Consider the following 12,142-nt stretch of genomic DNA (forward strand, 5'->3'; position numbering starts at 1 on the left):
TTAATAAGGTGAAGGAGTTTGAACAAGATGGTATCTGCCCTCGAGCAACAAAGTACAAAGATTTTGTCCCGCCTGATTGCAACGTTAATTACGATCGCGCATCCATTGATTTTCTTATTTGCGCAAATGAATTACGTCCCAATCAGTGTGTTTTATCAGTTTTTAGTCGGTGGTTTGATCTTGACGGTCGCGTTGCTTGTGGGTAACCGCCTACTTGGACATCGTCCAAGCGGGAAGTACGTCCAAGTGACATTAACGTATTTCGTCCTCGCTCTAGTCTTGATGATATTGCCGTCGCCGAGCATTTGGACGATCGTCTATCTCTACTTGACGATTTCAATCGTTTATTTGATTCCGCGTTTGGTCATTCTCGCCGGAATCCTTGGACTCGTTGAGATGGCAGTATTCACAATGCTAGGAACGATTGTCTTTACGAATGCATTCGATTTGATCGTTGCCTATGTCATCTATTTGATGATTTTCTCAGCGGCGGTTTTTGTCGCCGTCTTTGGACGGAACGTCATGTTAGCCGTCCGTCAAGAACAAGAACGGTCGGAAGCCTACGCGGCAACGTCGCAAACTGCCCTCGAGCAAACGGCAGCAACCGCAACGGAAGTAACGACGTTCACGGAAAAGATGAGTGAAACAGTCGACGCGGCGAAGGATTCCTTCAGTCAGGTTGATCTGGCGATGCAACGGCTGGCACATGATGCAGCAGGAAGCGTTCAAGCGATTCGTGAAATTCGCCAATTGAACGACCAGCAAGTCAACCGGATGGAGGATGTGACCGTTTCTGTCGACCACGCACTCGAGCGAAGTTCGTCGTCGCGAACGACAGCCGAAAAGAGCAGGCAGACAATTGGTCTTGCCGGACAATCCTTACAACAATTGACGACGAGCATGGATGAGTCGGTCACGTCGTTCGGACAACTCGCCGGACGTTTCCAGGAAATCGTCGCCATCACGTCGAGCATTAATGCGATTGCGGCGCAAACGAACCTGCTTAGTCTTAACGCATCGATCGAAGCAGCTCGTGCGGGCGAGTTCGGAAAAGGCTTTACGGTCGTTGCGCAAGAAATCCGTAATCTATCAGCACAGACGGCAGAAGCGTCGAAGGAAATCAATGCAATCATCGAACGTGTTGATCAGGACGTCACGCAAACCGGCAACTCGATTCATGCCAGCACGACATTGTTACGTGAGCAGGAAGAGCGAATGGCCGAGAGTCAGTTAGCACTACAGACGATTGAGATGGATGCAACGGAAGTCGTCGGTTCGATCCAGTCGGCGCAGACCCAGTTCGCGACGATGACGAGTAGTCTTACTGCTATCACGACAGCAACCGGTCAACTCGACACGTTCATGAATGCCTTGCTTTCACAAAGTGAGTCATTATCCGGTTTGACACGTCATCAAGTTGGCCAGGTCATGGAACTGCAGCAGGCGATTCATGCCTTGAATGAGACAGCATCAACCCTTCAACAAACGAATGCTTAACGAAACAGCTCTTCATCGATTGATGGAGAGCTGTCGTGTATCTTCAGACTGTTTGTCGTTGTTACGGACGGGGAAGAAGATAGGGAACGATTATCGAAGGAGGAGTCAACGGATGAAGGCAGCTTACATTGAACAGTATGGTGGATCGGAACAATTTAAGGTCGGAGAACTGGACAAGCCAGTCATTGGACCAGATGATGTTTTAATCGAAGTCTATGCCGCGAGTGTGAACCCGGTCGATTGGAAACTACGCGAAGGCTATTTGCGTCAGATGTTGAGCTATGAGATGCCGCTCATCATCGGTTGGGACGTTGCCGGTGTGATTCAGGAAGTCGGAGAAAACGTCTCGGATCTTCAAGTCGGGGACGCCGTTTTCAGTCGCCCGGAAATTGCTCGTCAAGGAACATATGCCGAGTATGTCGCAGTCGATGCGCACCTCGTCGTCAAAAAACCAGAATCGCTTAGTTTTGCTGAAGCAGCGTCTCTTCCACTCGTTTCGCATACAGCATGGCAAGTCATGTTCGAAGTGATGGATGCGAAGCCGGGTGACCGGATCTTTATTGGTGCCGGATCAGGGGGCGTCGGAACGGTTGCGATTCAACTCGCAAAAGCAAACGGTTTGTACGTTATCACGTCAACAAGTACGAAAAACGTCGACTGGGTAAAAGCGCTTGGAGCCGACGAAGTCATCGACTACAAACAAGAAAACCCAGCCGATCGTGTTCGGGATATCGATTTTGTATTCGATACGATGGGTGGCGACAAGCAAGGGGAGCTGTATCAGATGCTGAAGCCGAACGGAATGCTCGTCTCGATTTCCACACCACCGGATGAAGAGCAAGCGAAGCAACATAATGCACGATCTGCGTATGTCTTCATGCAACCAACCGGTGAACGTTTGCGACATATCGCTAAAGCCGTCGAACGTGGTGAGCTACAACCTGTCGTTGATCGGATTTTTGATCTGGATCAAATCAAGGAAGCACATGATTATGGCGAAGAAGGGCACACAAAAGGAAAAATCGTCATCCGGGTCAAAGGAGAATAAGGAGAGGAGGACGCTGAAATTAGCGTTCTCTTTTATTTTTGTCAATCTTTTTATCGGACCTTAAACAAAAAATAACCTGGTTAAAAAAGTGTAAAGGATAAGGGGTTGCTTCTTTCTATACTAGGGCTATCAGACGTGAGTCAGCCAAATTAAAAGGAGGAAGTAACATGAAAAAAGGATTAAAGTGGGCAGGAATTATCGTGATCGGAGCAGTTATTCTCGGAAATCTAGGAGATGACGAAGAACAAGCAACACCGGAGAAAAAAGTAGAAGTCGAACAAGAAGCAGTCAAATCAGAAGCAAAACCAGTGAAAGCAAAAGCAGTTGCGAAGCCGGTCAAGAAAACGTACGGGGTGAATGATCAGGTAAAGGTCGGGAAACTGACGTACGTCGTCAACGACGTCAAGATGGTCGATACCTTATCGAACGTCCTCGGCGAAAAGAAAACATCAGGACAATTCTTAGTCATCGGTCTGACGATTCTAAACGGAGATAAGGAAGAGCGATTCGTCGACAGTAACATGTTTAAAGTCAATGTCAGCGATACAGAATACTCAGCCGATACGGAACTCGATCTTTATGCGAATGAAGACGGGATGGGCTTCTTCTTAGAGACGATCAACCCGAATATCGAGAAAACCGGCAACATCGTCTTCGAATTACCGAAACAGGTGAAAAATCCGAAGCTTGAGGTCTCATCTGGCTTTGGCTGGGCAGGTGGACAATCAAAAGAGATTCAATTGACACGTTAATGAGCGAGCATAGAAAGGAGTAGCGGAATTATCCACTACTCCTTTCTTGTTACCGTCCTGATTGTTGGATCGAGAGTTCAGGCGTTAATCGATCGAGTAGAGCGAGCGTCTCCGGATGAGAGGCAAGCGTCTGGTCGAGCGCGTTTCGTTCGGTCTCTAAACAAGCCAAATAACGTTGAACCGCTTCAGCGTGCGTTGCGGGTGTCAGGACGTCGTAGATTGCTTCAAGAGCAAGGCGTGGATGGTCTGGCAATGTCGTCGGAATCGTCTTTAATCCGAGTTGTGCTCGTTCAGGAGCATGATGATGGATTAATACTTTTGCGAACTTGATCAAGGCGCTACGGAGCATCTCGACTGCCCATAAGTCATTTCCCCGTGCTGCTGCTTTTTTATATTGGAACAAGAACCAGACGGCATCGATTGCTTCATCGGTCGCTTCTTGAGCAGAAAGTGTTAAGTCACATGTGTCGGTAAAGTCCGTCAACTGTTCCTGTGGATCATATAAGACACGCAATTGATCCTTATGGTTCAGCGAATCAAGCGTCACCGTGAATAAATCAATATGTAGCAGATCATCATAGACGACGATCATTTGTGGAGCGATGATATCGATCTCATCTTTCCAGATGATTGAACGATAGGCAGAAAGATGGGACAAACGACGCGATAAGAATTTTGTTTGACGTTCTTCCGAGACGAGACAGTACAGATCGATGTCTGAATGGACATCTTCTTCTCCCCGTCCAAAAGATCCTTTCAAGAAGATAGCTTCGACTGCAGGATCTTGTTTGAGTCGAGCAACCAGTTGCTCGATCGCATGAAGTTGATGCATGAGGACTCATTCCTTTCCAAAAACAGAAGTCTATTACGTCAGTATACGGGATAATAGACAGGTTTTTCCATAAAAAAATGAGAAATCACATCGAAATGGATTCCTCATTGAGAAGCAGAAGCGAGTTTTTCTTTATGTTCAAGATGGAGGACATGTTGTTCCCCCCATGCATTGATCGCGTCAAGGACTGGAATGAGCGTCCGACCATAATCCGTCAGAGAGTACTCGACACGGGGTGGGACTTCTTGATAAATCTCGCGATGAACGATATCGTTCAGTTCGAGCTCACGCAGTTGAGCCGTCAGCATTTTTTGGGTAATGTTCGGCAATTGTCGTTTCAATTCACTGAAGCGGAGCGTTCCGTGTGTGATCAAGACGAGTAAAATCGACGGTTTCCATTTTCCGGTCAAGATTTCGAGTGCTGTCTCGACGCGACAGCTTGGTGTCTCTTCCATCGGTCTTCCTCCTTCATGGTATCGTTTAGGATACTATACCACTTATTCGTGCCTACTTCCGCTTCGATCGCTTCCGCGTAATAATAGGGATACGAGCTATTTCATTGAAGGAGGAAACAAGATGTCCATTCATCCACAAATCACACTCGGTCCTGTTCGCTTGCGTATCACGGACCTCGACCGTTCGATTTCATTTTATACAACGTCACTCGGATTACGCGTGCTAACGCAAACGGATCAGTTGACGGTGCTCGGCGCACAAGATACACCACTCGTTGAACTTGAAGTTCATCCGAATGCCCGGCGTTTTCCACCGAACTCGGTCGCCGGGTTATATCATTTTGCGATTTTGCTACCGAACCGAAAAGAACTTGGTTTCGTCATCCGGAATTTGATCGAACAAGGAATCGAGATTGGTCAAGGTGACCATCTCGTCAGTGAAGCCTTTTATCTATCGGATCCAGATGGGAACGGGATCGAGATTTACGCCGATCGTCCACGTGAGACGTGGACATACGAAGCCAATGGAGACGTCAAGATGACAACGGATCCCGTCGATTGGCAAAGTATGCTCGTCGAAGCGGGAGAAGAAGACTGGTATGGCATGCCGAGCGATACGGTCATGGGGCATGTGCATTTCCACGTCAAGACACTCGAAGCAGCGCGGACATTTTATGTCGAGACGCTCGGTTTTGAAGTTGCCGCTGACGCTTCGCGGATGCGTGCATTGTTCGTTGCTGCCGGTGGCTATCACCATCACATCGGTCTGAACGTCTGGTCTGGTGTCAACGCACCGACGAATCCGGAAGATGCGGTCGGACTCGTCTACTGGACACTACGTTATCCGGATCAAGCGACGCTCCAAGCAGCGATCGAGGCGTTAAAGTCTTCCGCTTATACCGTTACGGATCAAGCAGGCGATGTCTATGTCACCGATGATGCCGGAATTACCGCTCGATTGACAACGTAACCGAAAAAAATCCCCTTACAGTGAAAACACTGTAAGGGGATTTTTGGTTTACCGTGAAGACGACGTTGCGTTACCGTCGTACCGGCTGATCAGTTCATACGGTCTGACTTTATATAAGGCATGCGGGAAGTAATGGGGATCCATCGCATCAAGCGTCCGCAACTGGAAGTGTTCCCGTTTGATATACTCACTCAGCGAGTCACGTGTCAGTGGGAAGAAGCCGACATCCGTCGTTTCGCCTTCTTGTGTCGCGAGTTCACCACCGACGGCTTTCCCACGGAAGCAGACGCACAGGACATGGCTTGAGACATTTTGATAGATACCGGTGATGCCATCGATCGTGACATCAACACCGGTTTCTTCTTTGACTTCCCGTTTGATGGCGTCAAGAATCGACTCGTGATTTTCGACTTGTCCACCCGGCATCTCATACGTATCACCCCGGTGGAGGTTGCGGACGAGCAGGACTTCACCGGCATCGTTCGTGATGTACGCGGTCACGCTGACGATCGCGCGAGGGGGAGCATACGTACCGGTCGCTGTCATGAAATCTTCATAGGATTTGATATAGAGGTTTTTGCCGAGACGCGCGCGCTTCTTCATCGCTTCGCGACGTAAGGCACTGTTGCGGACATCACGATCGACTTGTTCGTAATGTTCACGGTCGCGATATTCCCAAATGGCGATGACTTCATCTTCTGCCTCGGTCACCCAGCGACCAACGAGACGGGCACCGTGGCTGACTTGGAGCGGGTACAAATAGGTATGGAAAAACTCAGTGAATTCTTCTAGGCGTTCGGGACGAATCGTATAGGTCTTCCGGCGATGTAACATGGAAATTCCTCCTATCAGATGAGCGTTCAGATGTACGTTGTACCCCTTCTCGAACGGACGGATGAAACCCTTTTTCTCGATGTGGGAAAAGGATGTTTTATTGAACGATTGCGTATGCATGTCATCCGGTCTAGGTGACTTTAAATCGTCGATAACGATTTCTTTTGATCGGAAAGTATAACTAAAGAAGAACTTAAGAAATGGATAGGGCTCAACTTCAGAAAAATCGGGGATACTGAATATAGAGAGAAACAGAAAGAAGGGATACGTGATGGATATCATGGCACTCGTCCGCCTGGCTGGCGGAATCATGTTCACCCCATTGTCGGACGATGTCTTGATGATGAGTTTTGCAGCACTTCGATTACGAGAGGGGATGTACCCGGTCGTCATCTGGTTGACCACATGGCCGGTCTTCTTCATCGCCTTTACGTGGTTTTATCTACTTGCTCGGTTCTTCCGTGAGATTCCGCTCGTCAAACGGTGGATGAAGTCACGTTTCTTAGAACGAGCAGAAACGATCATCGAACGGCGCGGGTTATGGGCGATCGGACTATCGTTCTTCTTACCCGGCGTCAGACATCCGATTCATTATGTCGCCGGACTCCTCGGTTATCCGTTACCGCGTTATTTAGTAATGACATTCTTAGCAGCAGGTGTTTATACAGGACTCTGGACTTTTTTGATCGTCCGGATCGGAGAAGCTGTGACGTGGTCGGAGCTGTGGAACTGGCTTCAGGTGAATCCCGGAATCATCAGTGCGATCGTAGTCATCTTAATCGGTCTAGTAGTAACAGGTATCGTATATCATCGGCGTCAAAAGGAATCAGTCGAGGAAAGTTCTTCAATATAAAAACATCACACGAGCAAGCGAATCCAGATCAGGATTCGCTTTTTTAGATGAAGTTTGGTTTTATGAATAAGGATAGTTTTTTGAAATAAGAAGTAATCTACAAGAAAAGTGAAATCATTGTCAAAAAAAGACGTTTTTCACTTCTTAAAAGCTACGTTATTTACACACTGTATTGGCAATTTATCGTCACAAGCAAGTGGCTGAAATTGGATTGTAAACGCTTATACTAGGAGGTGTTCACAGAGTGGACATATTTATTGTCAGAGGAGGATACATATGAATCTCATGCAGACGGAAGAGACGGTCAAAAAAGCACCGACTTCTTCTGCTTACCGGACGATTTGGCGGTGGCACTTTTATGCTGGTATCATTTTTGCACCGTTCCTAGTCATGCTTGCTGTGACAGGATCCATTTATCTTTTTAAGCCACAAATCGAAAACGTCCTGTATCAATCGTATTATGAAGTTACACCACAAGCAGATCGCATCACTGCGACGGAACAGATTGATCGCATCAAAGCGAAGTATCCCGATGCACTTGTCACGTCGTACCGACCGGGTGAATCCGACGATCAATCCAGTGAAGTGAAGGTCTCGTCACCAGACATGTCGGCGACGGTCTTCGTCAATCCGTATTCTGGTAAGATCATCGGAACATTATCTGACGATGACCGGATCATGAATAAAATCGAAGAGATCCACGGGGAACTGATGGCGGGAACGACTGGCGATCGGATCGTTGAACTCGTCGCCTGTTGGGCAATCGTCTTGATCGTGACGGGACTGTTCCTATGGTTCCCGCGTAAGCAAAAGGGACTGTCAGGTGTCTTGTTCCCACGTCTTCGTCAAGGCAAGAAGTTATTCCGTCGTGATCTCCACGCTGTTCCAGCATTCTGGATCACAGCAGGGATGCTGTTCCTGATCTTGACTGGCTTACCGTGGTCCGGTTTCTGGGGAACGAACTTCCAGTCCCTTGTCACGAACCAAGGGCTTGGTTATCCACCGTCCATCTGGGGTGGGGAGGCACCGACGTCAACACTTCAAACGAAGGATATCGCGGAAGTCCCGTGGGCTGCCGAAACACTTGATGTCCCGCAATCAAAAGTCGAAGGAGCCGTCCCGGCTTCGATCGATGACATCGTTGCAATCGGCAAACAACAAGGGATGGATCCAAGCTTTAAGATCAGTATTCCAAGTGATCCGAGCGGTGTCTATACGCTGTCTGCGTATCCAGCGAAAGCACAGAATGAAGCGACGATCCATCTCGATCAATATTCCGGTGCCGTGCTCGCCGACTATCGTTATGACAACTATGGTATCGTCGGAAAGATCGTCGCGACCGGGATCACACTCCACAAGGGAACGGAATTCGGCTTGTTCAATCAGTTAATTAGTCTGTTGATTTGTCTCGGAATCATTCTCGTGGCAGTCAGTGGTTTCTATCTCTGGCTGAAGCGAAAACCAAGTAAAGGGATGGGGGCGCCGAAAGGACCGAAAGCATTCATGTTGAAAGGATTCCTCGCTGTGCTTGTCGTGCTGGGAATCGTCTTCCCGCTCGTCGGTCTATCGTTGCTCGTCGTCTGGCTGGTCGATTTCCTCGTCATCCGTCGTATTCCGAGTGTAAGGAGGTTCTTCAATGCGTAAATCGATACAAACACTCATGCTCGGCGGACTGCTCGTCACGACGACGAGTCTTGCTGGCTGTGCGGTCGATTCCGATGCAGCAGAACAGTATGCCGTAGCTAAGCCGTTATCGATCAAAATGAATATCCCAAAGGACTTACAACCGGATGCCAAGAAAAAGCAGACATTTGAAGCAACAGTCTGGCGTGAAGCCAAACCGGTTCAAAAAGTCGATTATGTACATTTCGAAATCTGGAAAGCGGATGGAACAGTACGCTATAGTATGGAACCGGCAGAGGAGACAAAGCCAGGTGTCTATACGATTGCGAAGGCACTACCAAAATCCGGCTTGTATTATGTCAAAGCGCATGCAAGCAGTGAAGGTGCGATGATCATGCCAACACGGCAGTTCATCGTCGGTGAGTTATCGAAAGAAGATTTAAAAATCTTACAAGGTGGAGCAAAACCAGCTGGCGGAAGTAGCGGTCACCATCATTGAAGAATAAGGAAATACAAAATGAGAGGGCGGAATACTATTCCGTCCTCTCATTTTTCGTATAGACGATTAATCGTCATCACCATGATCTCCGTGATCATCCCCGTCATCGTCTCCATGATCGTCTGAATCATCATCTTGATCATCATCTTGATCATCATCTTGATCATCATCTTCTGAGTCATCCGAAGAATCATCGTCATCCGAGTGCTCATCTTCTGATTCGAGTTCCTGTCCATTATAGAACTTGATCTGGACGTGTAACGTTTTGATGTTTGGTAATTGAAGCGCCTGTGCGACTAACGTTAATAATTCTTCTTCCGTCATCGATGGTGTGACGAGAAGACGATCTTTTAACGTCGCAACGTCAGTAATACCGATCTCGTCTTTAAAGCGCAATTCTTTCCGTTGATGTTCATTACTGTAACGCCACTCGAACTTTTTCTTATTCGTATTCGTCACTTTGATCATGATCCGTTTGAGTTCTTGGTCATTCTGAACTCCGTCTTGATCCGTATCTTCCTGATCATCTCGAGTCCCGTCATGATCGCTGTCTGCTTTGGTTGGATCAGAACCAAGTTCGAATTCGTCTTCATTCAGAAGCGTATCTTGATCGCGGTCCTCTTCGTTATCTTTGATGCCGTCACGATCTGAATCATTTTTCAGTGGCTGCGTACCCACGATGAATTCTTCTCGTGTCGTCAATCGATCCTGATCTTGGTCTTCTTTATCATCAGAAATACCATCTTGATCGGAATCCTTCTTCAATGGATTTAGATGCGCTGTGTATTCTTGTTGATTCGTAAGTAAGTCGCGGTCCGAATCCTCTTTCCCATCCTTGATTCCGTCGCGGTCCGAATCCGATTTAGTGGGGTTGAGACGAAGTTGATACTCTTGTACATTCATCAAACCGTCGCGATCGTGATCTTTTGTTGCGACTTGTTTTCCATATCCCAAATGATATTGTTTTTGCCAAGCATCTGGAATTCCATTTTTGTCTCGATCGACTTGCACGACAGGTTTCTTCTTCGCTTTACTTTTTGCTTCGACAGGTCCAACTGCTTGCGAGACGACGAGCGAAGCAAGTACTGCGCCAATGACAATCCGTTTCATAAGTCCACTCCTGTTCTATAAAAGATAAAAGATGAGGTTATAAGAAGATTCTAATGAAATGATTAGAAAATAAGTTGGCTGTTTCGCGAAATGAGTAAATAAAAACTAAAAAATAATGAAAGTGCTGCATAAGTTTATTTCTTCAGAAAAAATATTTTAAATAAAAAATGTAAAAAGATAAAACCATTCGTGAACTCCTTACGTTATCTATGTGAAGTCCAAAAAATTAAAGGGGTGTTCATAAGATGAAGATGAAAAAGTCGTATCTCGCTGTTCCGCTTAGTGCCGCATTGTTGATTCCAGCAGCAGGTGTTAGTGCACATGGTCATGAGGACCATAGTAAGATGTCTCACAGTTCAGGAAAAGTCTCCCTCGATGTCTCATCTCCAGCATCGGATTTACGAGCGACACTCGATCAAATTCTATCTGAACACGCGTATCTCGCAGTCGTTGCGATGCAAAAAGGAATTGATGGTAAAGAAGATTTTGAGCAGGCAGCCGGTGCCTTGAATCAAAACACGGATGATTTATCGGCAGCTGTTGGTTCCGTCTACGGGGAAGAAGCAGGCGCTGCCTTCAAAGAAATCTGGGCGAGCCATATCGGTTACTTCGTCGATTACGTCAAAGCAACTGGTGCCAAGGACGAAGACGCGAAACAAAAAGCATTGAAAGAGCTTGATGAGTATCGTGTCGAACAGGCTGCATTCCTTGATAAGGCAACGGAAGGACGTCTGAAGGCAGCGGATCTCGAAGCAGGACTAAAAGTCCATATCACGCAACTGTTAACATCGTTTGATAGCTACGTTGCTGGTGATTATGATGCTGCCTACAGTAATCTACGTAAAGCAATCGAGCATATGTATATGGTGGGAGAAGGGTTATCTGGTGCGATCGTCGATCAGTACCCAGATAAATTCAAAAATACGAAAGTTGATACACCAGCAGCTGATCTTCGTGCCGGACTGAACCGAAACTTCTCTGAACACGCGGCGCTTGCAGTGCTCGCGATGCAAAAAGGAATTGACGGAGCAAAAGACTTTGACGCTGCGGCTGGTGCCTTGAATCAAAATACGGATGACCTGACAGCTTCGATTGGCTCTGTTTATGGTAGTGAAGCAGCGCAACAATTCAAGAAGATTTGGTCGAGCCACATCGGCTACTTCGTTGACTATGTCAAAGCAACAGGTGCGAAAGATGATCAAGCACGCGACATGGCTGTGAAGGAACTCGATGAGTACCGTGTCGAACAGGCAGCATTCCTTGATGCAGCAACAGAAGGACGTTTGAAAGCGAAAGATTTGGAAGAAGGATTGAAGGTTCACATTGACCAACTCTTACTTGCCTTCAATAGCTACAATGAAAAAGATTACGACAAAACGTACCCAGCAATTCGCGAAGCGTACGCGCATATGTACGGCGTAGGGGAAGGAACTGCGACAGCAATCGTCGATCAGTTCCCAGATAAATTCAAAGGTGCGCCTGGAATGCCAAACACAGGTCTCGGTGGTATGCAAGAAGAAACATCGACGACAGGTATCGTCTGGTCATTGCTTGGTATCGCAGCAGCATCGATCCTTGGATTCTTCGCACTCCGTCGTCGCACGCAACAATAAAGGACGACCCGCTGGCAACAGCGGGTTTTCTTTTACACATCAAGCAGAAAGGAGGT

General features: G+C 47.3%; 12 protein-coding genes. 8 read left to right on the forward strand and 4 right to left on the reverse strand.

All coding sequences use genetic code 11. From position 1 onward, the window contains the following. Positions 1-27: 27 nt before the first annotated feature. The 3 genes from AYO36_RS11825 (at position 28) to AYO36_RS11835 (ending at position 3,297) form a co-directional block, all read left to right on the forward strand. On the forward strand, positions 28-1,497 hold the full coding sequence (locus tag AYO36_RS11825) for a methyl-accepting chemotaxis protein (RefSeq protein ID WP_064300528.1): 1,470 nt from the start codon (positions 28-30) through the stop codon (positions 1,495-1,497). Between the two features lie 112 nt (positions 1,498-1,609). Next, positions 1,610-2,545 carry an NADP-dependent oxidoreductase gene (locus tag AYO36_RS11830; protein ID WP_064300529.1) on the forward strand — a complete coding sequence of 312 codons (936 nt, stop codon included), beginning with the start codon at positions 1,610-1,612 and terminating at the stop codon, positions 2,543-2,545. A gap of 167 nt (positions 2,546-2,712) precedes the next feature. Continuing rightward, positions 2,713-3,297, forward strand: a complete 585-nt coding sequence (locus AYO36_RS11835; RefSeq protein WP_064300530.1) for a DUF4352 domain-containing protein — start codon at positions 2,713-2,715, stop codon at positions 3,295-3,297. Positions 3,298-3,346: 49 nt separating this feature from the next. Here the strand turns inward: AYO36_RS11835 and AYO36_RS11840 are convergent, their stop codons facing one another. Together AYO36_RS11840 and AYO36_RS11845 are read right to left on the reverse strand one after the other, a co-directional pair. Continuing rightward, positions 3,347-4,129, reverse strand: coding sequence for a nucleotidyltransferase domain-containing protein (locus AYO36_RS11840; protein WP_064300531.1), 783 nt, complete (start codon positions 4,127-4,129; stop codon positions 3,347-3,349). Positions 4,130-4,233: 104 nt separating this feature from the next. Further along, positions 4,234-4,584, reverse strand: coding sequence for a winged helix-turn-helix transcriptional regulator (locus tag AYO36_RS11845; RefSeq protein WP_023466835.1), 351 nt, complete (start codon positions 4,582-4,584; stop codon positions 4,234-4,236). A gap of 121 nt (positions 4,585-4,705) precedes the next feature. On the opposite strand from AYO36_RS11845, the gene AYO36_RS11850 reads away from it, so the two are divergent. Next, a complete protein-coding gene (locus tag AYO36_RS11850) occupies positions 4,706-5,554 on the forward strand; it encodes a VOC family protein (RefSeq protein ID WP_058704653.1) in 849 nt (282 codons plus the stop codon). 48 nt (positions 5,555-5,602) lie between these two features. On the opposite strand, the gene AYO36_RS16705 is transcribed toward AYO36_RS11850, so the two are convergent. Further along, positions 5,603-6,388, reverse strand: a complete 786-nt coding sequence (locus AYO36_RS16705; protein ID WP_023466838.1) for an NUDIX domain-containing protein — start codon at positions 6,386-6,388, stop codon at positions 5,603-5,605. Between the two features lie 271 nt (positions 6,389-6,659). On the opposite strand from AYO36_RS16705, the gene AYO36_RS11860 reads away from it, so the two are divergent. The 3 genes from AYO36_RS11860 to AYO36_RS11870 all read left to right on the forward strand — a co-directional run bounded on the left by AYO36_RS11860 (position 6,660) and on the right by AYO36_RS11870 (position 9,363). Next, entirely contained in the window at positions 6,660-7,241 is a 582-nt protein-coding gene (locus tag AYO36_RS11860; protein ID WP_064300532.1) for a DedA family protein, read from the forward strand. 276 nt (positions 7,242-7,517) lie between these two features. Then, positions 7,518-8,885: a PepSY-associated TM helix domain-containing protein gene (locus AYO36_RS11865; protein WP_064300533.1), complete on the forward strand. Its 1,368-nt coding sequence runs from the start codon at positions 7,518-7,520 to the stop codon at positions 8,883-8,885. Further along, the gene (locus tag AYO36_RS11870; protein ID WP_023466843.1) at positions 8,878-9,363 is read left to right on the forward strand and encodes a FixH family protein; all 486 of its coding nucleotides are present in this window, start codon (positions 8,878-8,880) and stop codon (positions 9,361-9,363) included. The genes AYO36_RS11865 and AYO36_RS11870 overlap by 8 nt, the downstream gene beginning before the upstream one ends. 66 nt (positions 9,364-9,429) lie before the next feature. On the opposite strand, the gene AYO36_RS11875 is transcribed toward AYO36_RS11870, so the two are convergent. Next, positions 9,430-10,473: a hypothetical protein gene (locus tag AYO36_RS11875; RefSeq protein WP_064300534.1), complete on the reverse strand. Its 1,044-nt coding sequence runs from the start codon at positions 10,471-10,473 to the stop codon at positions 9,430-9,432. A 245-nt stretch (positions 10,474-10,718) separates the two neighbouring features. Here AYO36_RS11875 and AYO36_RS11880 point away from each other — a divergent pair, with 245 nt between their 5' ends. Further along, complete coding sequence (locus AYO36_RS11880) at positions 10,719-12,086, forward strand: hypothetical protein (RefSeq protein WP_064300535.1); 1,368 nt, start codon at positions 10,719-10,721, stop codon at positions 12,084-12,086. Positions 12,087-12,142: the final 56 nt, after the last annotated feature.

It is taken from the genome of Exiguobacterium sp. KKBO11 (assembly GCF_001644945.1).
Lineage (GTDB): Bacteria > Bacillota > Bacilli > Exiguobacteriales > Exiguobacteriaceae > Exiguobacterium_A > Exiguobacterium_A abrahamii.

Coding starts and splice junctions, on each gene's coding strand:
- AYO36_RS11825 (WP_064300528.1), top strand. CDS start 28: ATGGTATCTGCCCTCGAGCAACAAAGTACAAAGATTTTGTCCCGCCTG.
- AYO36_RS16705 (WP_023466838.1), bottom strand. CDS start 6,388: ATGTTACATCGCCGGAAGACCTATACGATTCGTCCCGAACGCCTAGAA.
- AYO36_RS11865 (WP_064300533.1), top strand. CDS start 7,518: ATGAATCTCATGCAGACGGAAGAGACGGTCAAAAAAGCACCGACTTCT.
- AYO36_RS11880 (WP_064300535.1), top strand. CDS start 10,719: ATGAAGATGAAAAAGTCGTATCTCGCTGTTCCGCTTAGTGCCGCATTG.
- AYO36_RS11860 (WP_064300532.1), top strand. CDS start 6,660: ATGGATATCATGGCACTCGTCCGCCTGGCTGGCGGAATCATGTTCACC.
- AYO36_RS11850 (WP_058704653.1), top strand. CDS start 4,706: ATGTCCATTCATCCACAAATCACACTCGGTCCTGTTCGCTTGCGTATC.
- AYO36_RS11830 (WP_064300529.1), top strand. CDS start 1,610: ATGAAGGCAGCTTACATTGAACAGTATGGTGGATCGGAACAATTTAAG.
- AYO36_RS11875 (WP_064300534.1), bottom strand. CDS start 10,473: ATGAAACGGATTGTCATTGGCGCAGTACTTGCTTCGCTCGTCGTCTCG.
- AYO36_RS11840 (WP_064300531.1), bottom strand. CDS start 4,129: ATGCATCAACTTCATGCGATCGAGCAACTGGTTGCTCGACTCAAACAA.
- AYO36_RS11870 (WP_023466843.1), top strand. CDS start 8,878: ATGCGTAAATCGATACAAACACTCATGCTCGGCGGACTGCTCGTCACG.
- AYO36_RS11835 (WP_064300530.1), top strand. CDS start 2,713: ATGAAAAAAGGATTAAAGTGGGCAGGAATTATCGTGATCGGAGCAGTT.
- AYO36_RS11845 (WP_023466835.1), bottom strand. CDS start 4,584: ATGGAAGAGACACCAAGCTGTCGCGTCGAGACAGCACTCGAAATCTTG.